We start from the raw sequence: 22,760 nt of genomic DNA on the forward strand, positions 1-22,760 counted from the left end.
AAATCGGGCCTGGGGTTGTTCCGCCTGGAACGCACAAAGACGCACGATCGGAATGTTCAAGCGCCGAGGTCAGTTCTCCAGCAATGATGTCAGCCAAGTCCAGCATCAAGGCATCGCGGTCTGAGTATTCAATCAGCTTCATTCTTTGATCTCCCGCCACGCACGATTTTCGCGTTTTAGCATCGAATTTGCATCCTCTGGACCAGCAGACCCAACATCATAAAGCTTTGGCACATCGTTGCGGGCGGTCCAGCCACTGATCAATGGATCCGTCCAGGCCCACGCTGCCTCGACCTCATCGCCGCGCATAAACAGTGTTTGGTTGCCACGGATCACGTCCATGATCAGGCGTTCGTAAGCTTCTGGCACATCCTCGGCTGCGTCGCCCAGAGCGTCCGCAAACGACATATCAAGCGGCACATCCACAAGACGCATGCCACCAGGGCCTGGCTCCTTGATGGTCACTTGCAATGTCATGCCTTCATTTGGCTGCAAACGAATGCGTAGAACGTTGGCGTGAGTGCCAGCCTCTTCGCCGAAAATGGAATGCGGTGTTTCTTTAAACACCACAGCAATCTCAGACGCGCGCGCTTTGAGTTTCTTACCGGTGCGCATATAAATCGGCGTGTTCGCCCAACGCCAGTTGGCGATTTGACAGCGTAGCGCAATATAGCTTTCGGTGCGAGATTTTGGATCGCCCGCATCTTCGCGATACGATTGTTCCGTATCCGTCGCATCGTATTGGCCACGCACGATATGGTGCGGCGCAATAGGTTCCAAAGCGCGGATAACTTTCAGTTTTTCATCACGCACAGCATCTGGATCGTACTTGCTTGGTGGCTCCATTGCGATCAAACACAACAGCTGCATCAAGTGGTTTTGCACCATGTCGCGCATTGCACCCGCACGATCATAATACTCGCCACGTCCACCAACGCCGACGGTTTCCGCCACGGTGATTTGAATGTGATCGATGTACTGCGCATTCCACAGAGGCTCGAACAAGATATTGCCAAAGCGCACAGCCATCAGGTTTTGCACGGTTTCTTTGCCAAGGTAATGGTCGATCCGGTAAATCTGCGTCTCGTCAAAGTGCGCAGCCAAATCAGCGTTCAACGCCTTGGCAGTGTCCAAATCTCGGCCAAAGGGTTTTTCCACCACGATCCGGCTTTTAGGGTCTGAAATCCCTCTGAGGTGCAAACGTTCTGCGATCGCCCCAAACAGCTTTGGTGCAACGGAGAAGTAAAAGGCTTTGACCACACCGTCGCGCATCAAATCTTTCAGCTCAGCCCAACCGCCATCGCCCATTACATCGATTGTCACGTAGTGAAGTTGCGCCAAGAATTCTTCGATTTTGCCTTCGTCGCAATCGTTCTTCTCGGAAAACTCGTGAATAGCGTCGCGCACCATGCCGCGAAATTCTGGCGTTCCAAATTCAGACCGCGCCGCGCCGATGATGCGTGCTTGTGCTGGCATTTGGCCGGAACAAAAGCGTCGGTACAAGCCTGGCAAAATTTTACGACGGGCCAGATCGCCCGTACCACCAAAAATCACCAAGTCAAAGTCTTCGACAGGAATGACGCGTGAAACCATGATGTGTCTCCTTGAGTGCGCGTTTACGGCGCTTTGTATATGTTTGGCGCCTACACCGATGAAATGCAGCGCCGTATCGTCTTAGACCAAAACGCCGTTAGCGCTAACGACTTAGGTTTATCCGCCCGAATAAGCAAAGTCTAGCACCCGTTTGCCAATTCGTCTGCCTTGCATTTTGGCATACCATTTTGGCTGCACTCGCGCAGCGTTCACAAAGCCGTAGAAATGGCAAAACAGCCTTTCCAATAACGATACAAACGCATACCACAGGTTAATCCAGTCACAATGAGCATTCAGATGAGAGACTTAGACGCAAATCGTTCAAATTGGCCACATGGTGAAAAATTCATCAATCCTAAGGTGACAGCCAAGGGGGATGCCCGTGCGACCGTGTCTTTGAGCAATCCGCAGACGCTTTGGTTTAACACTGGAACGCTGTGCAACATCACTTGTGTGAACTGCTATATTGAAAGCTCGCCCACCAATGACGCGCTGGTCTATATCACGACGGAAGACGTGCGCGCCTACTTGGATGAGCTAGCCGAATTGGACTGGGGCGTGACCGAAATCGCGTTCACCGGTGGCGAACCCTTTATGAACCCGCAGATGATCGACATGACACGGGTGGCACTGGAACGCGGATATCAGGTGTTGATTCTTACAAATGCCATGGCGCCGATGATGCGCCCTTCCGTGCGCGCTGGGCTTTTGGACATACAAAAAACCTATTCCGACAAGCTGACGTTGCGTGTGTCGCTGGATCATTGGTCTGAAGACAATCACGATAAAATGCGCGGTGCGAGCAGTTTCAAACGGACTTTAATTGGGATGGATTGGCTGCGCGATGCGGGATTTACAATGGCGGTCGCAGCGCGGTCGTTGTGGGATGAAACCGACGCCGAAGCCCGTGCGGGCTTTGCAGCACTGTTTGTGGCACGCGCCTATGACATCGACGCACAAAATCCAGCAATGACAGTTGTATTCCCTGAAATGGATGCAAGCGTCGACGTGCCCGAAATCACCACAGACTGCTGGGGCATCCTAAACAAATCACCTGAGTCCGTGATGTGTGCAAGTTCACGCATGGTGGTGAAACGCAAAGGCGAAGCTCCATCTGTGGCAGCCTGCACCCTCCTGCCCTATGATCGCCAATTTGATCTTGGTGCGACACTCAAGGAAGCAGAGAAAGACGTGGCCCTAAACCATCCACACTGTGCAAAGTTCTGCGTCCTCGGTGGCGCCAGCTGTTCAGCGTAAGTTACGCTTCGAGCTCTGAATCCCAGTACAAAAAGTCGATCCAGCTGTCATGAAGATGGTTTGGCGGGAACTTGCGCCCGACGTTACGCAATTGTTCGCACTCAGGCGCACGAGGTGTTTTCTTTAACTGCATACCGATTTGACGCAAGGACTTAGATCCTTTGCGCAGATTACATTTCTGACACGCCGCCACCACGTTTTCCCAAGAGGTAATGCCACCACGGGCGCGTGGAATCACATGATCAAAGGTCAAATTCCCCATTGATCCACAATACTGGCAACAAAACTCATCCCTTAAAAACAAATTAAAGCGCGTGAAGGCCACGCGCTTTTGAGGTTTGACATAATCTTTTAGGACGACAACAGACGGGATCTTGATCTCATGTCGTGGACTTCGCACCACATGGTCATATTCGGCGACGATGTCGACACGATCGAGCCACACAGCTTTGATCGCTTCCTGCCATGGCCACAAAGACAACGGGTAATAAGACAATGGCCTATAGTCCGCATTCAACACCAACGCAGGGTGCATTTTGCGCGCCATAGGCTCTCTCACAAATTCTGTTCGAAAATCACTGTCCGTTTGCATGGTCAATCACGCCTCATCCTTGTCAGGTCTGTGAACAGTGTGCCGCAAAGGACTCTGTCCTAGACTTACCTCTACTATATATCGGGGGGGAAAGCTGGCAAGACCCCTGTATATATGTTTGGCCGTGACCAAGGTTTACGCAGACCAAATGACACAGATATGACAAAACGCACAAAAAAAGACCGCATGTTAAACCATGCGATCTTTCCTAAATCTCAAATCAAACCACCGCGCTTTGACGAAACTGCGCGTCAATCAAACGATGGCGTTAGCGGCGTTTGTCCTGTGCACGTACGCGAATAGCACGACGTTGCGGTTGTCCAACCAAGGCAACACCTGCAATAAACATGGCAGCTGCGGCGCTCAAAGTAAAAATCAGTTCCATAGGACATTCCTCCATCCAGTGCATAGACAAAGCGTAACAATTAGAAATATGCCGTCAAGCGCTTCTGACATCATATGGCGGAAAAGTGCAGTTTTTGGCCGATACGCACGCTCTACAGTCTCATGACGCCTGCGCAATCAATTCAAAATCTGCACCTTGCTCAGCAGTTATTCGTAGCCAAACTGTTCACGCAAGAATGCAAGCGCAACAGACAGGCCTTCAGGGTCAATCCCATGCGCAGTGCCTTCCATCACATGTCCGTACACCTTTTCAAATCCTGCGCCCTGCAAGGCGCGAATGGCAGAGGGCAACGAATCTGCTGGCACCACAGGGTCTTGGTCGCCATGCGCCAACAAAATCGGCATGCGAGACCGCGTTTCTTCCAACAACATTTCTGGTTCAAGCAAACGCCCAGAAAAACCGACGATGCCGGCAAGAGCATCTTCGCGGCGCGGTCCAATTTGCAATGCCATCATCGTACCTTGCGAAAATCCAACCAAAGCCATTTGTGACGGCTCAAGGTCGTGATCCACCAAGATATCATCCAAATAGGAGTTCAACTCAGCCGCAGAGCGTTCGCGCCCTGCCCGAGCTTCTTCTTCTGATGATCCATCCATGAACGGAATGGGCGACCACTGATATCCACCCGGATTGCCAGGGCAAAGCTCAGGCGCATCGGGCGCATAGAATGTTGTGTCTGGCATATGTTCTGCCAAAGGGTCCGCAAGGCTCAAAAGGTCGGCGCCGTTGGCCCCATACCCGTGCAAAAACACCACCACAGAGTGAGCGGATCCAGACAGACTTTCTTTTACTTTGTGATCGAGCACAGACATCAGCGTATTCCTTCGCGGGTTTTCTCAACATGGTAGTATGCCCATAAAAGCCGCGCTGCAACCGACCTATATGGGGCCCATTGCGCAGCCAATGCGCGCATTTGCTTTTCATTTGGGCGTTCAGGCAGCTGAAACAAGAGCTTCGCAGCTTCTTGAAGCGCCAAATCATTGGCGGCAAAGACATCTGCGTGGCCCAATGAGAATTTCGCGTAAATTTCCGCCGTCCAACGCCCAATGCCTTTAACTTGCGTCAACACCGCAATGACATCTTCGGTGGACGCGGACCGAAGTGCGTCGAAATCGATCTGCGCCTCTGCCAAGGCTTTGATATATTTTACCTTGGGTCGTGAAAGCCCACAGCCGCGCAATGCCTCGTCTGACGCGCCAAGGATCGCAGGTGCATTGTGCAAACCAGCTGTCTTTACGCGTGTCCAAATGGCATTGGCTGAGGCGACAGACACCTGTTGGCTGACGATAGCAGAGGCCAATTCCTCAAACCCATCGCTGCGCAAACGCAAAGGCAGCGGGCCAGTTGCAGCCAAAGCTTTGGCAAATTGCGGATGCAGCGCCGCCAAAACTGCCGCATCGGCGTCGACATCTGCCTGACAGGTTATGCGCCGCACGCCTTTGTCATCGCTCATTCAGAACTGCTCCGCCCATTCCAACGCATCACAAATCTGTTCGCGGCGCTCGATCCCATCTGGAGCATCTGGGCGTGTCATCATCGCGACCTGTATGCCCAAAGCACGTGCCGCTGCGAGTTTGGTTTTACCCCCTGCTCCGCCTGCGTTTTTCACCACAAGCCAATCAGGTTTCAACGCCTCAAATGTCTTGCGCTCATCGGCTTCGGAAAACGGTGGGCGCCCAACGATCCATTCACCATTGGCATAAGGGAACGGAGCAGTCGGCGTATCTATCACCCGACACATCAAATGGCGATCTTGCAAAGTGTCATAGTGTGCCAAGCTTTGACGTCCCGTGGCCACGAACACACGCGCGCCTTTGGGGATCAATCGCTCCAAGTCGGCATATGTATCTGCGCGGTGCCACGCGTCCCCTGTACGTGAGATCCATTGCGCCCGCTCAAACCGCAAATACGGCAAGCCGCGCGCTTTACAGATGTCCGCAGTGCGTGCGGTGATTTTATCCGCAAAAGGATGCGTGGCATCAATCACCGCAGTGATATGTTCAGCCTCAAGAAAAGCCGTAAACCCATCTGCCCCGCCAAAGCCGCCAACGCGCGTCGGCACGCCCAAATCAATCGGCGTGCGCGTGGCCCCTGCCAAAGACGCAATACAATCAATACCAGCGTCCTTCATATAGCCCGCCAAATTGCGCGCCTCCGCGGTACCCGCGAGAAGTAGGATCATAGGTCTGCCTTTCTTAGGAAGCTGTGGCCAAGATTTGACCTTTGCGGTCAATCACCACGATGTCATAGGCGATGGAACTGCCATCTGCGGCGGTTTTAAACCGCGCATTGATTGTTTCCAACGCTTTTCGTGCGACGGTTTCGGCAAACACCGGTCCGGCAATTTGCGTCGCTTCAAGCGCTGTGTTGGCCCCAGCAATTTCAGGCAGCCCCAACTGATCCGCCCAAAACGGCAAATCAACTTGGCTGCGCTTGGAATGCAAATCCATCTCCCCTTGGGCAAACTTGGCAATCTTGCCAATCCCGCCGCCGATGGTCACACGAGGAACGGGATGTTTGGCGATGTATTTCAACATACCGCCGATGAAATCACCCATGTCGAGCATCGCTGCGTCACTCAACCCGTGATGCGCCTGAACGATCCGCTCAGAGGTCGCGCCAGTACAGCCAGACAAATGCGTCAGCCCTTCAGCCCGCGCCACATCGACGCCGCGATGGATCGACGCGATCCAAGCCGCACAGGAAAAGGGGCGCACGACGCCCGTGGTCCCCAAAACCGAAAGACCACCTTTAATGCCAAGGCGCGGGTTCCATGTCTTAAGCGCAATCTCGGCACCATCAGGAATAGAAATCGTAATTTCAATATTAGGGTCTTGGCCCAAACGCGCAGCCATTTCCACAACCTGCGCGGTCATCATTTCACGCGGCACCGGATTGATTGCAGGCTCGCCCACGCCAATGGGCAGGCCCGCTTTGGTCACGACGCCAACGCCAAGGCCCGCTTTAAACACAACGCCCCCTGATGAGCGCGTCACCCGTGCACGGATTTCAGCCCCATGCGTCACATCAGGATCGTCGCCGGCATCTTTGATAATCCCCGCTTCGGCCCAGTCTTTGCCTTCATCAGTGCCAAAATCAGTGAACGACAAGGCAAACTCGGGACGTTCCCCTTTGGGCAGTGTAATGCGCGCACGATCAGGAAAACCCTCCCCCCACAACTGCATCAAAGCCGCACGCGTGGCGGCGGTGGCACAGGCGCCTGTGGTCCAGCCACGGCGCAAGGGGGTCGGGTTATTTGTCATTACGGGCACTATAGAATGATGGTCCAGCGGATTGCTATGCGTTTTCTTGCACAAAGACAGCGTTGTGAGCCTTTCACAGCCCGTCGCAGTGAGGCATAAATCGCTTATGGAAGAATCAACACTCTCTTTGCCCACCGGAAACTGGCCTACAATCGAACCTGGCTGGGTTTGGCTGTGTGGCGCAGGCCCCGGCGACCCTGGTCTGATGACGTTGCACGCTGTCAATGCTCTGCGCCAAGCGGATGTCATTGTCTATGATGCATTGGTTGCGCCAGAAATTTTGGACTGGGCCAATCCTGCGGCGGAAAAAGTCTATGCGGGCAAACGCGGTGGTAAGCCATCGGCCAAACAAGTCGATATTTCTTTGACCTTGGTGGACTACGCCAAACAGGGCAAACGTGTGCTGCGTCTTAAAGGGGGCGATCCGTTCGTCTTTGGTCGTGGCGGCGAAGAAGCGCAAACCCTGATCCAACATGGCGTGAATGTGCGCATTGTGCCGGGTATTTCAGCTGGCATCGGCGGATTGGCCTATGCCGGCATTCCTGTGACGCACCGCGACGTGAACCAAGCCGTAACCTTTGTCACGGGGCACGACCAAACTGGCGAAGCCACGAAAACGCTGGATTGGGATGCACTGTCACGCGCCTCTGGTGTTTTGGTCATCTATATGGGCATGAAACACGCGCCTTCTATTCGCGACGGTCTGCTTGGCGCTGGGCGCGGCATGGATGAACCTGTTGCAATCGTTTCCCAAGCCACCACGCCAAATCAAAAGGTTCTGGAAACCACACTCGGCGCGATGCTTGACGACATTGCCAAAACCGAAATGGGGCCGCCCGCAATCATTTGCGTTGGGCGTTCCGTTTTGATGCGGCAAGTTCTGGATTGGCAGGCCTTGGCACGTGGTGAAGCACCGCGGAATCTCGATCCACTCGGGCGCGGCAAACCGGCTGAGGTGCGCGATTGACCCGTGCGGTTTTGATCGCAGCCCCGCATTCGGGCTCTGGCAAAACAACTTTGACTTTGGGCCTTTTGCGGGCGCTCTCGCGGCGCGGTCATGCCGTGCGCGGGGCCAAATCTGGCCCAGATTACATCGACCCAAGGTTTCACGAGGCCGCCTGCGGACAGACCTGTTTTAATTTGGACGCTTGGGCCATGACCCCAAACCGATTGACGGCCCTCGCCCACTCTGGATCCGCAGACACGTTGGTCATTGAAGGCGCGATGGGCCTGTTCGACGGTGCACCAAGCCTTGATCCCGCCCAAGACGGCAAAGGCGCGTCAGCAGATTTGGCGCGTCTGTTTGATATTCCAGTCATTTTGGTCGTGGATTCCGCACGGATGGCGCAAAGCATTGCCGCCACTGTGGCTGGGTTTGTGGCGCATGATCCTCGAGTACGTATCGCAGGGGTGATTTTGAACAAAGTCGGCTCCCTGCGCCACCGCGATATGCTTGAGCGCGCTTTGGCCCTTATCGACGTGCCTGTGTTGGGGGCCGTGCCGCGCAGTGCGGACATCGTCCACCCAGATCGTCATTTGGGATTGGTCCAAGCGCAAGAGCGCACGGACTTAGAAAGCTATCTCAACACAGTCGCCGACAGCGTCGCAGCCCATGTTGATTTGGATACAATTCTAGCTTTGACGCAGGATGTGGAAGCAGCTTCTCCGCACAAGCCCGCGCCACCCCCAGCGCAAAGCATTGCCGTGGCTCAAGATGCCGCATTCGCCTTTGCTTACCCGCATCTCTTGGCTGATTGGCACGCGCAAGGCGCTGAAATTTCATTCTTTTCGCCCCTTGCGGACCAAGCGCCTGCACCTATGGCGCTGACCTATTTGCCGGGTGGTTACCCCGAATTATACGCAGGCCAACTCTCGGGCAATCATCACTTTATGCAAGGTCTGCGCGAAGCCGCGGCCCGCCGCGCCGTTTACGGTGAATGCGGAGGCTATATGGTGTTGGGGGATGGAATGATCGACGCGGATGGCAATCGTCACAAAATGGCGGGCCTTTTGGGGTTGGAGACATCCTTTGAGACGCGAAAACTGCATTTGGGCTACCGCGCAGTGACTGCTCAAACGGGTCCGTTTGCAGGATCATGGGCGGCGCATGAATTCCACTATGCGACCACGTTAAAAGCCAGTGGCTCCGCTTTGTTTACGGCAAAAGATGCCATGAATCAGGAGTTGCCAGAGGCCGGATTGATCAACGGATCCGTTTCTGGTTCTTTCATGCATCTGATTGATCGCGCATAGCGCCTATTCATCACAATTCGCGAACCCCATGCGCACAATTTGTCGCGTGTTCTTTTATTCAAACGGCCTTACACATTGAAACTTAGCCCATTGCATTAAAGAAGTTTCCCTATGACCAGCATGACCACGCCTGAAAACCACGCCCGCGCCAAACGCAATGTGTTCATCTTGGTCGCGGCCCAAGCTTTCCTTGGCGCGCAAATGGCGATGATTTTCACAATTGCTGGCCTTGCTGGACAATCTTTGGCGTCGAACCTGTGTTTCGCAACCTTGCCGATCACCGCCACGGTGCTGGGGTCAATGCTGACCGCGACGCCGATGTCGAATATCATGCAAAAGTATGGTCGTAAGGTGGGTTTCTTTATTGGCGCTGGTGCAGGTGCTTTGGGCGCGGCGATTGGCGCGATAGCATTGTTGCAGCAAAACTTTTGGCTGTTTGTACTCGGCGGCTTGTTCACTGGCGTTTATCAGTCGTCGCAAGGGTTCTTCCGTTTTGCCGCCACAGATACGGCGTCAGATGCCTTTCGCCCCAAGGCGATTTCATACGTTATGGCGGGTGGTTTGGCCTCTGCCATCATCGGCCCGCAACTGGTCAAACTGACTGCACAGGCCATGGTCGTGCCATTTTTGGGCACCTATCTAACCGTGATCGCGATCAACATCGTGGGATCGTCATTGTTTTTGTTTCTCAACATCCCAAAACCGCCTGTCGCGAAAGCGGGCGAAAGTCTTGGGCGCTCAAAATGGGAGCTGCTCAAAACCCCGCGCATTGCTGTGGCGATCATTGTCGGCATGGTGTCCTACGCTTTGATGAACCTTGTCATGACGGCGACACCCTTGGCCGTTGTTGGCTGTGGGTTTACTCAAAACAATGCAGCCGATGTGGTGTCGTTCCACGTTTTGGCCATGTTCATTCCCTCGTTCTTCACCGGCAGCCTGATCGCGCGTTTTGGGGTGGAGAAAATCATGGCCACCGGCTTGGTGATCTTGGCTGCAGCGGGCGTTGTGGCGCTTTCAGGCATCACGCTTGACAACTTCTTTATTGCGCTAATCTTGCTTGGTGTTGGTTGGAACTTTGGCTTTATCGGCGCAACAGCAATGTTGTCATCGTCGCATGAGCCGTCTGAGCGCGGACGCGTTCAAGGCATGAATGATCTGTTGGTATTCGGCGGCGTGACCTTTGCCTCTTTGGCCTCAGGTGGCTTGATGAACTGTTCCGGCGGCACGCCACAAGATGGTTGGAGTGCTGTAAACATCGCGATGATCCCGTTTTTGACATTGGCGGGGGCTGCACTGATTTGGCTTTGGATGCAGCCTAAAAAGGCGTAATATCAAAGCGGTAATCTATATCTGTACCTAAGACAGTTTGTGTTTGTGACGCGACAACCAAAGCGCGGACAACATCAAGGGACCTGTGTCCAAAGCGCCCTGATCCGCCAAGGAAATAAAGTCGTCATAACTCAAAAGCATGCTGGCGATGTCTTCGTGTTCATCTTCCAACCCGCCAACCCCGACAACTTCGTCTGGTAAATCAGCGATCCCGACATAGGACGTCACATACTCAGTCATAGCACCTGGGGATGGGTAATACCCGCTGACAAGATGCAAGTCCGTCACCGTAATCCCTGCCTCTTCAATCGCTTCACGCCGTGCAGTTGTCTCTTCAGATTCACCTGCATCCACGCGACCTGCGATGGCTTCCAGCAACCAAGGTTGATGATCTCCGCGCACAAAGGGTGCCACCCGAAACTGTTCAATCAAAAGCACCCGATCGCGCACAGGGTCATAGGGCAACACCGTCACAGCGTCCGCAGACACAAACGCAGCACGTTTCATTCTGTCAGACGACGTGCCGTCAAACTGCGTATGTGAAAGTATTTGCTCCTCAATCGCAAAAAAACCGGAATAGGGATAGCTTGAGGCATGGGTCTGCACAGCCTCAAGATCGAACCCTTGCCGCGCAAGCGAGGTTCCCTGCCCCATCGGCCTGCCTTTGTGGGCGCGCAGCCGACTATCGGCACGCACCAAAATCATTTTACGCCGCGCGGCAACGTCTCTTGCTGGCTCAAATGGCATATAGGCCAAAACCTCATGCGCCGCCGCTACAATCAATGCAGGCGTCACAAAGGGCTCAGGCCCATTCAAGACCGTTTTCAGATAATCCAATTCTTCGGACGTAAATCGGTCTTCGAGCGCTTCAAACGCGGAGCGTACAGTCATCTGTTTACCTAGGTATTCAACACGTCGCGCCCCATTGGGCCGCCACCACTTTGCCCTATGTGTAAGGCAAAAGCAGTGTCGATAAAGCGAATACGTGCGATGTGGAGCTGAAAAGGAATCTATGCCTTCGGATTGGACATTGTGATCTGAGTGACATCACAATTTCCGCTGTGAAATGTCGCCGCGCAGGACGTCAGGTAAAAATTCCACATTTTGCGAAACTCTGCATCAAAACCAAGTGGTTCGATTTCGTCCCACTTGTCGTTGAACGTCTCGTACCAAAGTCGCAGCGTTTTGCTGTAGCTTTCGCCAAATTCTTTGGACTGTTCAAACTTCAAATCCGCGCGATCAATCTGCGTCCGCAACACGTTAGGGCTTGGCAACATCCCGCCCGGAAATATGTGTTTTTGAATGAAATCAACGGAACTGCGATAAATCTCATACCGCGCTTCTTGGATGGTAATGATTTGCAGCGTCGCCCGTGCGTCTGGTTTCAAACAACGTTTCAACGTATCAAAATAGACAGGCCAATACTTTTCACCGACGGCTTCAAACATCTCAATTGAGGCGATGCCGTCATACAGACCGGCCTCGTCGCGGTAGTCTTGCATTTTGATATCAACCAGATGCGAAAGACCAGCCTTTTCAATACGTTTTGTAGCAAAGTTAAACTGTTCTTTTGAAATAGTCAGACCCGTCACGCGCAGCCCGCGTTGGCCCGCTGCATATTCTGCGAACCCGCCCCAGCCACAACCAATTTCAAGGACATGATCGCCAGATTGCACGCCCAATTCATCGACCATCGAGCGGTATTTCGCGATCTGTGCTTCTGGCAGGGTTTCTGCGTTTGTCTCAAACAGCGCTGACGAATAGGTCATAGTTTCATCCAACCATGACGCGTAAAACGCATTGCCCAAATCGTAATGGTGAGAAATATTTTTGCGGGCTTGGCGTTTGGAATTTGAGTTTAGACGATGCCGCAGGCGTTCGAAAAAGCGAACAATAGCCATGCCCGGAAAGCTGTCATACAGTTCGTCATTGTCGGCATGCACCAAATCCATAAACGCCTGCAAATCTGGCGTATCCCAGCCGCCTTGAACGTAGTCCTCGCAAAATCCGAGATCGCCTTCGCGCACCAAACGCGCAAACACGTCGTCGTTTTTTAATTGCACCACAGCTTTCGGGCCATAACGACGCCCTTTGGCGCGAAACACACGACCATCTGTTAGTACGAAATCAAGTTGCCCACGCTCCAAACGCGAAATCACGGCAAAAGCTTGCGCGAAATACCGCGGCAAGTTGCGCTGCCCCTTTGTGGTGGTGAACACGTTAGACGCATCCAAGTCTTGCTTCGTATGATCGAGCATTTTGCCCCCTTCTCTTACCAGTGCTGCCTTATCATGGTGCTTGCTAGTTTAAATTTATCAAATTTATGTTGTTCCGTCACGCTGCAGATGCAAAATCATGACGGCTTTGGGAGCGCCCCATAGGCTTCTAAGGCACGCTCTCGTCCTTCTTTCAGTGATGCAATTGGTGCTGGATAGCAATTCTTTGGTGATAGGTTCCAAACCGTCGGGACAGCGTCGAAAAAGCTCAATGCTGTTGTGCTTGGTTCCGGTGCACCTTCTGCAATCCAACGCTTTTGATAGGCGTTGTCTTTGTCAAATTTTGCCGCTTGTGTTTCAGGGTTGAACACACGGAAATAGGGGGCGGCATCTGGACCGCAGCCTGCAACCCATTGCCATCCCATGGCATTTGACGCCGGATCCCAGTCGATCAAGCAGTCTTCAAACCATGCGCGCCCGATGCGCCAATCCGTCAGCAAATGCTTTGTCAAATAGGACGCGACAATCATGCGCGCACGATTGTGCATCGTCCCCGTCACATACATTTCACGCATTGCGGCATCCACAAATGGAATGCCCGTCTGCCCACGTTTCCAACGCGTAACCTCTGGCGTATCGTCTTCGGCTTTCCAAGGAAAGGCGCGCCAGTGCGGACGAAAGTTTTGCGTTGCCAAATCCGGATTGTGAAACAGCAAATGATAGGCAAATTCGCGCCAGACGAGTTCCTTCAAAAAGTGTTCCGCCCCAGCGGCACCTTCATCAAGCGCACGCAGCCCCGCGTGCCATATTTGGCGCGGAGAAATTTCGCCGTAGCTTAGGTTTTCCGACAGACCCGAGCACACAGGTTCAGACGGCACATCACGTTTCGCCTTGTAGTGGTCGACGTGTTGCTCAATGAAATTTTGCAACCTGTTGAATGCGGCCGCTTCGCCCACACAGGCATGCGGTAAAACCACATCTGCACCACGTTGCATGTCGGCTGCGAGCCGCCAATCATCCAGATGTTCGCTGGGTAATGCTGCATGAAACGCGATCGATGGAATGTCCAAAACAGGCGCAACATTTCTGTTTTTCACCGCATTCCAAAACGGCGTATAGACCTTGTAAAAGCCACCCTGCTGGGTTTCGACCGTCCATGGTTCAAACAACAGATGGCTGTTAAAAGACTGCGCGTTGATCCCCTTGTCACTGAGGGCCGCTTTCACATCTGTGTCACGACGTATCGCCTCAGCATCGTACAAGCGCGACCAATAGACATTCGTCGCACCCGTTTCTTCCACCAGCTGCAATAGAACCTCGCGGGCATCACCACTTCGCAAAGCTACATTACCGCCAAGTGCTTCAATCTGATGCATCAAATGCTCCAGACCCAAGCCCATCCGCCATTTCGGTGCGGCGCCCAAGGCATCGACACTACTGTCGCGAATGAACACTGGTATCACATCGCCCGCACGCACAGCAGCACACAGCGCGGGATTATCCACAAGCCGCATATCGCGCCGTATCCACCAGATTGCTGTCATCGCCCCGTCCCGTTTTTGTCTTATTTAAAAGGGTACGGGGCGCCAGCGCCACTGGATCACTTTTTTATAAATTTCAATTTGTTAGAACCCCAAAGGCTTGAAGATTGGCGCCCTCAGGCCGCGTCTTCGCGGTCCTCGGCTTGCGCCGCCCACATGGCACTGTATTTGCCGTGACGCTCCAACAGCTCTTCATGTGTGCCTCGTTCGATGACCTGCCCTTGCTCCAACACAACAATCTCGTCGGCATCTGCAACAGTCGACAAGCGGTGGGCAATGGTGATCACGGTACGCCCCTCACCCGCAGCTTTCAAAGCGCCCAGAATGTCACGTTCTGTTTGCGTATCAAGCGCTGAGGTGGCCTCATCAAGCAGCAAAATCGGAGGGTCTTTCAAAAGCGTGCGTGCGATCCCCACGCGCTGCTTTTCACCACCAGACAGCTTGAGACCACGCTCCCCCACTTGGGTTTCATAGCCTTTGGGTAGGCTGAGAATAAAGTCATGTATTTGCGCCTTTTTGGCGGCCGCGACGATTTCATCAAAGCTGGCGTTGTCTTTGCCGTAGCCAATATTGTAGCGCACGGTGTCGTTGAACAACACGGTGTCTTGCGGCACCACCCCGATCGCGGCATGCAAGGTTTTTTGGGTCACGTCACGAACGTCCTGACCATCGATTTGCAAGCTGCCAGATGCGATATCGTAAAACCGGAATAGCATACGTCCGATGGTGGATTTACCAGCACCAGATGGGCCGACCACAGCCACTTTTTTGCCCGCAGGGACAGACAAATTCAGACCGCGCAGAATGGGACGTTCGACATCATAGGCAAAGTCCACATCCTTAAATTCAAGCGCCCCGCCCGTCACCGTCAAAGGTTGGGCATTGTCAGCATCAACAACCTCGGCAGGTTGTTCCAAAAGGCCGAACATCTCTTCCATATCGACCATAGACTGGCGAATGTTGCGGTACATTGATCCGAGAAAATTCAACGGCATGGTGATTTGGATCATGTATGCGTTGACCATGACAAAATCACCGACAGTCATGCTGCCATTTTGCACGCCCAATGCGGCCAAAACCATCACAACAACCAAGCCTGATGTGATAAAGACCGACTGACCAAAGTTCAAAAACGCGAGGGAGTATTCCGTCTTAATTGCGGCTTTCTCATAGGCCGCCATCGCGGTGTCGTAGCGCGCGATTTCGCGGGTATCGGCGTTAAAATACTTCACCGTTTCGTAGTTCAACAAACTATCGACAGCCTTTTGATTGGCGTCATTGTCTTGGTCGTTCATTTCTTTACGAATTTTCACCCGCCATTCTGTGACCTTAAAGGTGAAAATCACATAGGCAGCGATCGTTGCAGCCACCACAGACAGGTAAGAAAACCCAAAGGTGACCCAAAGAATGATCAACACCATGCTCAGTTCAAGAATAAGCGGGAAAATCCCAAACAGCATCACGTTGAGCAAAAAGGCCACGCCTTTCACACCGCGCTCAATGATCCGGCTCAAGCCGCCTGTTTTGCGCGTCAGGTGATACCGAAGTGACAGAGCATGAATGTGTTTAAACGTTTGCAACGCCAATTCACGCAAAGCGGCCTGTCCAACAGGCGCGAAAATAGCATCGCGCAACTGTTGAAACCCATTGGTCATCAATCGCGCAAAACCGTAAGCAATGGTCAAACCAACAGCCCCAAACACCAACATCATTTCGGGCTTTTCTGCGATGTCTCCGCTCAACACGTCCACAGCCAATTTATACAAATACGGCGCAGTGACCGAGACGACCTTGGCCAACACCATGACGCACAAAGCCAACACCACACGCACGCGCGCGGAGCGGTTGTTTTTAGGCCAAAGATAGGGCGCGACCTGTTTTGCCACGGACCAACCGTTTTCTGGGCCTTTGTCACTGGTGATGGATGGACGTGGGGACATAGCTCTGCCTTTGAAAATACGGAACAAGTTAGGCGTCTTCGTGGTACGGGGACAGACGCGTGTTGCGCGTCTGTTTGCTGCCAGAACGTCCTATATAGGTTGTGATGCGGGCCATAAACAGGGGCAATACGCCCCGCACCAAAACAAACGGCATCTGAGCATGCCTGCTTTCACGTTACGACGTGTCGCCTACCCTAGCGCGTCTCACTTGGCGGCAAGACAAACACTTGGCCTGGGTAAATCAAATCGGGATCCCTGATCTGCGCCGCGTTCGCGTCAAACACCCGCGCATAAAGCCGCCCTTCACCGTAGGTATCACTCGCGATCCCCCAAAGCGTATTGCCGGGTTGAACCGTGATCGAAGACATCCGAGGTTGCGGCGCGTCCAATTGATCCGCCGGTGTATCCGAGACAGATTGATCGCTAGTCCCACTCTGCTCAGCATCTGTTGACGCGACTTGCGCATCCGCAGACGTATCTTGGTCCGACAGGCCAGCCAAAACGGCAACATCTTCACGTTGGAATGGAATTTCCACACGCCCAAGCACCTTGCCCGCCTCGTCAACCATATCGGCCCGCAACGTGTATAGACCTGCGGCCACTTGTAACTCAGTACGCCACTGACCATCTGCACCAACACGTGCATCCATCAAGGGATCATTGTCCAAATATAACCGCACCAAAGCCCCACGCGTGCCACGCCCTGAGGCAAAAACACCGCCATTGGGATCATATGTGATGGCATCGATGCTAACCCCTTTGATGGGACCAGAAGACTGCAGGATTTTCACCCCATCGTCATTCGCAACCATGATTGTCGGCGCTGCATCAGGTTTTGGTTGCTCTTCAGCGACGGTTTTCTCGGCCATAGCTGTGGTGGTTTGAACTGCTGTCTCTGCGCTCGCCTGCGCAGTATCTGTGGCTTCAACCTCTGTGCTTTCCGCATTTGCGGTTTCTACAGGTTGAATGTCAGCGCTGGGTCGCGCCGTCTCATCAGCTGTCTCGGCGGATGCCATTTGTGTCTCGGATGTCACCTCGGACGGGGCTGCCACAACAGGTGCAATCACGATTGAATCACTGGCGAAAACACGGTTGCCGTCTTTTTGCGCAGCAATTTGCATTTCGCGCGGGTGATCCACAGATGGCAAATCGAACAAAGCCACATAGTCGCCGCTTGCCCCGGCTTTGGCACGGGCAACTTCGATACCATCCACAAAGATAAAGATATCTGCGCCCGCTTCCGCGCGGCCTGCGACCGTGGACACGCCAGAGGACGGAATACGCACAACGTCCACTGTGGTTTCGGCCATTTCGACAACATCAGATGACGGAACAGAGTCAGAGGCCGCTTGTGCGGGTGACGCTTCAGGCTGCGTCACCTCAGTGGTCTCAGCAGTTTCAGCTTCAACCACTCCGGCAGCCCCCTGCGCGTCGGAGGCTTGCGCGGTGTCATCACTCGGCTTGATTTCAGCTTCGGGCTCAGATGCATTTTCTACGGCCTCACGCTCAGGTTCCGCTTGCGGCGCAGTCTGGGGGGCAACCGCCGGCGCATTGTCTGATGCGGCTTCAACCTCTACGTCTGGCTTGGGCGCTGGCTCAGATGGTGTTTCGGCGACCACCACCTCTGGCGCGGCTTTGGGCGTTGCGATATCAGCAACTGGCGCAGAATGTTGATCGCTTGGCGACGACTGTTCGTCCCCGCGCTCAGTTCCAGTAAAGAAGAAGTATCCGATGACGGCTGCGATTGCGACAGCAGACACCCCAGCGACGGGCAATGTCGCTGTTCCAAAGGCCCGTTTAAGAGGCATAATTGTGTTCCCGTTTCCCTTTGTCCCCTCATCTTTTGAGAGGGGTTGAGCCAAGGTAGCAATGAGCCTAACAAGGGTCAAAGACTTACTTGCTTTGTATGACTTAAAAGGGTTCAAAATGGCTGATTTTTCACTTTCTGTGTGCGTTTTCTGCGGCGCACGCTCTGGTGCACACCCTGATTACGCAAAAGCCGCAGATGACTTTGGGCGTGCGATTGCAGATGAAAATTGGCGTTTGGTTTATGGAGCTGGTGATGTCGGCTTGATGGGCACTGTTGCGCGCGCGACTCAAGATGCAGGCGGAAGCACCTTTGGCGTGATCCCTGTGCACCTGCTGAAACAAGAGGTCGGCAAGACAGATTTATCGACTTTTGTGGTCACGGAAAACATGCATGAGCGTAAGAAAGTCATGTTCATGAACTGCGATGCTATCGTGGTCTTGCCTGGTGGCGCAGGCTCTTTGGATGAGTTTTTCGAAGTGCTGACATGGAAACAAATCGGCCTGCATGAAAAACCGATTTACCTGCTGTCAGTGAATGATTACTGGGCGCCCTTAGAGGCCTTGATCGACCATGTCATTGCAGAAGGCTTTGCAAGTGATATCAACAAAAGCTTCTATAAAACAGTCTCTTCCGTGGAAGAGCTCACAGAAGATTTGCGCGCCTTGCGCTCTTGAACGTCAATCCGCCACGCCGTCCATGTAAACAGCGCCAGCCCTGTCCAGATCATCGGCAAAGCAATCATATGCCATAGGGTGACGATCTGACCAAAGACCAAAACGGCGATGATCAATTGCAGGGTGGAGTTGTGATAATTGCCCAGCCCCAGCACGATCATCGACACGCGGCGCGAGGCGAATGAGAACAAGATCAAAGGCACCCCTGTGACTGCTCCCGCAAGGATCAACAGCAGGGTGTCATGCATGTTGGCGCCAAATGCCCCAGCCATTTGCGCAGGCGTCCCACCCCAGCCCCAAACTTCGGCCCCGATCAAATAGACCAAGGCGAAGGGCGCAAGCAAAGCGGCTTCTGCCGCCATGGAAATCACAGCACCCACGGCCAATCCCTTTTTGATCGCGCCATACAGGATAAAACTGCCCGACATGGTCAAAGCCAACCAAGGTGCCGCCCCTAAACCGATGGTCAAGACCATAACTGCGCCGAATCCCAAGAGCATCGACACATACTGCAACCCACGCAGACGCTCGCCAAACACAGCCACGCCGACGCCAGCGGCCATAAGCGGAAAGATGTAGTACGCCAATGAGGCCTCAAGCGTTTGATCCGACTGAATGGCGTAGATGAACAAAAACCAATTGAGCGACACGAACATGGCAGCAGGTGCAATCCGGTACAAGCCTTGCGCGCCGCTTTTGGGTTGCAGCAAAAACAACAGTTCTTTTAGGCGCCCTTGCAAAACGATCACAGTGCCAAACAGCACAAAAGACCAAAACGTGCGATGCGCCAAAACCTCAAGCCCCGGCACATGATTCACCTCGCGGTAGTACAGCGCCGAGATGCCCCACAAAGTGTAGGCAGCGAATAGGGCCAGAAATCCGGTTTTGCGATCAGTCATTGTTGCAGTTGGCGCTCAAAGCGACGTTCGTGCAAGCGTAAATTGGTATACCAAAATACAAAGCAGCGCACAGCCCTTGGTTCAAAAACGATCAGTACAGCCAAGCCAAAACAAAAAAGGACGCCCAAAGGCGCCCTTTTCTTTTATCATATCGCGTCAGGGCTTAGCCCAAACGGGAGGCAACATTTTCCCAGTTCACCAGCTTCTCAAGGAAGTTTGTGAGGTACACAGGGCGTTTGTTGCGGAAATCGATGTAGTATGAGTGTTCCCAAACGTCACAGCCAAGCAATGTTGTTTGGCCAAAGCACAATGGGTTCACACCGTTTTCTGTTTTGGTCACTTTGAGTGAACCGTCAGTGTCTTTCACGAGCCAAGCCCAACCTGAGCCGAATTGACCAGCGCCAGCAGCCGAGAATTGCTTTTTGAACTCTTCAACAGAACCGAAAGATTCAACCAAAGCTTTTTCCAACTCGCCAGGCATAGCGGTTTGGTTTGGACCCATCATTTCCCAGAATTGGTTGTGGTTCCAAAGCTGTGAGATGTTGTTGAAGATGCCGTTTTGCGCGACAGAAGACTTGTCGTATGTGCCAACGATGATCTCTTCCAAAGACTTGCCGTCCCACTCAGTGCCAGCAATAGCAGCGTTGCCATTGGTCACGTAAGCGTTGTGGTGCAGGTCGTGGTGAAATTCGAGTGTCTCAGCGGACATGCCGAGATCAGCAAGTGCATCGTGAGCGTATGGAAGATCTGGAAGTGAAAAGGCCATGATAAAGGCTCCCCTGTAAATATGGTGCGTTTGATTGCCCTATAGGTGATGCCATGCGCGCGCGGGGTCAAGGGTAGACCCGCAAAGTTGTGCGATTTTACCTCAAGCTTGCTTGAGATTTTGCACGCCCTACCCACCTTTGCCACGCCATAGAGTCACATCTACTTGATTGGGCCTTTCCCAAAGCTACATCCCCGTTTACACCTGCAGGCCAAACCAATCCTTGCGCGGAACATCTTTATGACCTTTTGGATCATTGCTTTTCTCATCGCCCTTTTGGCAACAGCGCCCATGGTGCTTGTGTTGCGCCGTGCCCGTGGCTCCGAATCTGATGACGCTGGCAATACGGCAGTTGAGTTGCGCGTATACAAAGACCAATTGGCCGAGGTTGAACGCGACCTGTCGCGCGGCCTGTTGTCCGAAGATGCAGCCAAACGCGCGCGTTTGGAAATTTCGCGCCGAATGTTAGACGCGGACACCAAAAGCGGAGATCAAACCACCAAAGACGCGCCAGCGCCCCTTTGGGCGGCATTAGCGCTCGGCGCAGTTGTAATTGCGGCTGGAGTCTGGCTCTATGCCCTTGAAGGCGCGCCCAGCTATCCCGACCTGCCGCTGGAGCGGCGCATTGCTTTGGCCCAAGAGGCTCGTGACAATCGCCCCAACCAAGCCACATTGGAACAAAACGTGGAGGTGCCACAGCTTGATGCACGGGGAACCGAGCTACTTGACGGTTTGCGCGACAAGTTGGAATCCAGTCCAGACAATCTTGAACAGCAACAATTGATGGCAATGTTTGCCTACCAAGTTGAAATGTTCAAGGACGCCTATATAGCCCAAGAACGTGTCATTGTCCTTAAAGGAGATGAAGCAACATCCGATGACTACGCTGCGTTGGCAGAAATGATGATTTTGGCAGCTGGCGGATTTAGTGTCTCGCCCGAAGCAGAACGCGCGCTGACCAGATCTTTGGCACGAGACCCCGACAATGGCGCATCGAATTACTATGCTGGCTTGTTGTTTGCCCAAACAGGCAGCCCTGACAAAGCCTTTAGTATTTGGAACAACCTGTTGAAAAACAGTGCCCCAGATGATCCTTGGGTCCCAGCCTTACGCGCTCAAATTGAAGGCATCGCGCAGGCTGCGGGCATCAAATACACACTGCCTCCACTGGCCAGCACACTTAAAGGCCCAACTGCCGAAGACATCGAGGCCGCATCAGACATGGACGCAGGCGATCGCCAAGAGTTCATTCGTTCCATGGTGGATCAGCTGTCTGCGCGCTTGGCCAACAGCGGCGGCAGCCCTGACGAATGGGCGCGTTTGATTTCGTCTTTGGGTGTCTTGGGTGACACTGGTCGTGCGCGTGCTATATGGAACGAAGCGCAGGTCATCTTTGGACCTGACGCAAACGCCTTGGCCACGGTTCGCGCCGCCGCCCAATCTGCAGGAGTGGCTCAATGAGCGCTGAGATTTTCGAAGACATTGCCGACTTCGCTGCGGTTTTGCCCACCATGACGTCCATTGCAGGGCTTGATTTTGGGGACAAAACCATTGGCGTGGCCGTGTCTGACCGGTTTCGGTCTATTTCGTCTTCCGCCATGACCGTGCGCCGCAAAAAATTCACGTTGGACGCACAAGAACTGATCAAAGTGTTTTCAGAGCGTGAAATCGGCGGCATTGTTTTGGGCCTCCCCCGCAACATGGACGGATCCGAAGGCCCGCGCTGCCAAAAAACCCGTGCCTTTGCCCGCAACCTCAGCCAGTTGATCGAAATTCCGATTACCTATTGGGACGAACGCCTGTCCACGGTCGCTGCCGAACGGGTGATGCTGGAAGCCGACATGTCGCGCGCCAAACGGGCCGAAAAAATCGACCAAGTCGCCGCAGGACTTATTTTGCAAGGCGCGCTTGACCGCTTGGGCCATTTGAAGGCGCAAGCATGACGCGGAACTCCAACGATATCTGGTCTCGCGCAGAGGTCGAAAGCCCCTGCAACAAGGTCTGCCAAATCCATCCTGAAACACGTCTGTGCTTGGGCTGTGCGCGCTCGATTGATGAAATCGGTGCTTGGGGATCAATGACACCCAAAATGCGCAGTGACATCATGGCCGACCTGCCAAACCGCACCGTTGCCCCTACCACGCGTCGCGGCGGCCGCGCGGCACGTCTCAAACGATCGTTCGACTAAATTCCTTTGGTACAAAATGGGCATTGAAATGCG

At 53.6% G+C, this 22,760-nt stretch carries 21 protein-coding genes and 1 pseudogene; 8 read left to right on the forward strand and 14 right to left on the reverse strand.

What is annotated here, in order from left to right; all coding sequences use genetic code 11:
- Both ABF287_RS06395 and zwf read right to left on the reverse strand, forming a co-directional pair.
- Positions 1-142, reverse strand: a pseudogene (locus ABF287_RS06395) (6-phosphogluconolactonase); the annotation flags it as partial.
- A complete protein-coding gene (gene zwf / locus ABF287_RS06400; protein ID WP_347184183.1) occupies positions 139-1,593 on the reverse strand; it encodes a glucose-6-phosphate dehydrogenase in 1,455 nt (484 codons plus the stop codon). The pseudogene ABF287_RS06395 and the gene zwf, both read right to left, overlap by 4 nt.
- Positions 1,594-1,890: 297 nt before the next feature.
- Here zwf and ABF287_RS06405 point away from each other — a divergent pair, with 297 nt between their 5' ends.
- Complete coding sequence (locus ABF287_RS06405) at positions 1,891-2,850, forward strand: radical SAM protein (RefSeq protein ID WP_347184184.1); 960 nt, start codon at positions 1,891-1,893, stop codon at positions 2,848-2,850.
- 1 nt (position 2,851) lies between these two features.
- Here the strand turns inward: ABF287_RS06405 and ABF287_RS06410 are convergent, their stop codons facing one another.
- The 5 genes from ABF287_RS06410 to ABF287_RS06430 all read right to left on the reverse strand — a co-directional run bounded on the left by ABF287_RS06410 (position 2,852) and on the right by ABF287_RS06430 (position 7,111).
- Positions 2,852-3,442, reverse strand: coding sequence for an HNH endonuclease (locus tag ABF287_RS06410; protein ID WP_347184210.1), 591 nt, complete (start codon positions 3,440-3,442; stop codon positions 2,852-2,854).
- Positions 3,443-3,994: 552 nt separating this feature from the next.
- Positions 3,995-4,660 (reverse strand): alpha/beta fold hydrolase, encoded by a 666-nt coding sequence (locus tag ABF287_RS06415; RefSeq protein WP_347184185.1) that lies wholly within the window; start codon positions 4,658-4,660, stop codon positions 3,995-3,997.
- A complete protein-coding gene (locus ABF287_RS06420) occupies positions 4,660-5,301 on the reverse strand; it encodes a DNA-3-methyladenine glycosylase 2 family protein (RefSeq protein WP_347184186.1) in 642 nt (213 codons plus the stop codon). Before ABF287_RS06420 ends, ABF287_RS06415 begins: the two co-directional genes overlap by 1 nt.
- Positions 5,302-6,030, reverse strand: coding sequence for a cobalt-precorrin-6A reductase (locus ABF287_RS06425; protein ID WP_347184187.1), 729 nt, complete (start codon positions 6,028-6,030; stop codon positions 5,302-5,304).
- Between the two features lie 13 nt (positions 6,031-6,043).
- Entirely contained in the window at positions 6,044-7,111 is a 1,068-nt protein-coding gene (locus ABF287_RS06430) for a cobalt-precorrin-5B (C(1))-methyltransferase (protein ID WP_347184188.1), read from the reverse strand.
- A 106-nt stretch (positions 7,112-7,217) separates the two neighbouring features.
- On the opposite strand from ABF287_RS06430, the gene cobA reads away from it, so the two are divergent.
- The 3 genes from cobA to ABF287_RS06445 all read left to right on the forward strand — a co-directional run bounded on the left by cobA (position 7,218) and on the right by ABF287_RS06445 (position 10,693).
- The gene (gene cobA / locus ABF287_RS06435; RefSeq protein ID WP_347184189.1) at positions 7,218-8,078 is read left to right on the forward strand and encodes a uroporphyrinogen-III C-methyltransferase; all 861 of its coding nucleotides are present in this window, start codon (positions 7,218-7,220) and stop codon (positions 8,076-8,078) included.
- Positions 8,075-9,364, forward strand: coding sequence for a cobyrinate a,c-diamide synthase (locus ABF287_RS06440; RefSeq protein WP_347184190.1), 1,290 nt, complete (start codon positions 8,075-8,077; stop codon positions 9,362-9,364). Before cobA ends, ABF287_RS06440 begins: the two co-directional genes overlap by 4 nt.
- Positions 9,365-9,475: 111 nt before the next feature.
- Complete coding sequence (locus ABF287_RS06445) at positions 9,476-10,693, forward strand: MFS transporter (RefSeq protein ID WP_347184191.1); 1,218 nt, start codon at positions 9,476-9,478, stop codon at positions 10,691-10,693.
- Positions 10,694-10,720: 27 nt separating this feature from the next.
- On the opposite strand, the gene ABF287_RS06450 is transcribed toward ABF287_RS06445, so the two are convergent.
- The 5 genes from ABF287_RS06450 to ABF287_RS06470 all read right to left on the reverse strand — a co-directional run bounded on the left by ABF287_RS06450 (position 10,721) and on the right by ABF287_RS06470 (position 18,198).
- Positions 10,721-11,584, reverse strand: a complete 864-nt coding sequence (locus tag ABF287_RS06450) for an NUDIX domain-containing protein (RefSeq protein WP_347184192.1) — start codon at positions 11,582-11,584, stop codon at positions 10,721-10,723.
- Positions 11,585-11,703: 119 nt separating this feature from the next.
- A complete protein-coding gene (locus ABF287_RS06455; RefSeq protein ID WP_347184193.1) occupies positions 11,704-12,951 on the reverse strand; it encodes a cyclopropane-fatty-acyl-phospholipid synthase family protein in 1,248 nt (415 codons plus the stop codon).
- 95 nt (positions 12,952-13,046) lie between these two features.
- Positions 13,047-14,453 (reverse strand): deoxyribodipyrimidine photo-lyase, encoded by a 1,407-nt coding sequence (locus ABF287_RS06460; RefSeq protein ID WP_347184194.1) that lies wholly within the window; start codon positions 14,451-14,453, stop codon positions 13,047-13,049.
- Between the two features lie 113 nt (positions 14,454-14,566).
- A complete protein-coding gene (locus tag ABF287_RS06465; RefSeq protein ID WP_347184195.1) occupies positions 14,567-16,390 on the reverse strand; it encodes an ABC transporter ATP-binding protein/permease in 1,824 nt (607 codons plus the stop codon).
- A gap of 194 nt (positions 16,391-16,584) precedes the next feature.
- Entirely contained in the window at positions 16,585-18,198 is a 1,614-nt protein-coding gene (locus ABF287_RS06470) for a LysM peptidoglycan-binding domain-containing protein (protein WP_347184196.1), read from the reverse strand.
- 118 nt (positions 18,199-18,316) lie between these two features.
- Here ABF287_RS06470 and ABF287_RS06475 point away from each other — a divergent pair, with 118 nt between their 5' ends.
- Positions 18,317-18,874, forward strand: a complete 558-nt coding sequence (locus ABF287_RS06475; RefSeq protein WP_347184197.1) for a TIGR00730 family Rossman fold protein — start codon at positions 18,317-18,319, stop codon at positions 18,872-18,874.
- Here the strand turns inward: ABF287_RS06475 and rarD are convergent.
- Together rarD and ABF287_RS06485 are read right to left on the reverse strand one after the other, a co-directional pair.
- Complete coding sequence (rarD, locus tag ABF287_RS06480; protein ID WP_347184198.1) at positions 18,814-19,773, reverse strand: EamA family transporter RarD; 960 nt, start codon at positions 19,771-19,773, stop codon at positions 18,814-18,816. The genes ABF287_RS06475 and rarD overlap by 61 nt on opposite strands.
- Positions 19,774-19,936: 163 nt before the next feature.
- Complete coding sequence (locus ABF287_RS06485; RefSeq protein ID WP_347184199.1) at positions 19,937-20,539, reverse strand: superoxide dismutase; 603 nt, start codon at positions 20,537-20,539, stop codon at positions 19,937-19,939.
- Positions 20,540-20,779: 240 nt separating this feature from the next.
- Between ABF287_RS06485 and ccmI the strand changes: the two genes are divergently transcribed.
- From ccmI to ABF287_RS06500, 3 genes are read left to right on the forward strand one after another with little or no spacing between them, the layout of a single operon-like run.
- Positions 20,780-22,000, forward strand: a complete 1,221-nt coding sequence (gene ccmI / locus ABF287_RS06490; protein WP_347184200.1) for a c-type cytochrome biogenesis protein CcmI — start codon at positions 20,780-20,782, stop codon at positions 21,998-22,000.
- Positions 21,997-22,482: a Holliday junction resolvase RuvX gene (gene ruvX, locus ABF287_RS06495; protein ID WP_347184201.1), complete on the forward strand. Its 486-nt coding sequence runs from the start codon at positions 21,997-21,999 to the stop codon at positions 22,480-22,482. The genes ccmI and ruvX overlap by 4 nt, the downstream gene beginning before the upstream one ends.
- Positions 22,479-22,727 (forward strand): DUF1289 domain-containing protein, encoded by a 249-nt coding sequence (locus ABF287_RS06500; protein ID WP_347184202.1) that lies wholly within the window; start codon positions 22,479-22,481, stop codon positions 22,725-22,727. The genes ruvX and ABF287_RS06500 overlap by 4 nt, the downstream gene beginning before the upstream one ends.
- The last annotated feature ends 33 nt before the right edge of the window (positions 22,728-22,760 follow it).

It is taken from the genome of Pacificibacter sp. (assembly GCF_039769035.1).
In the GTDB taxonomy this organism is placed as follows: domain Bacteria; phylum Pseudomonadota; class Alphaproteobacteria; order Rhodobacterales; family Rhodobacteraceae; genus Celeribacter.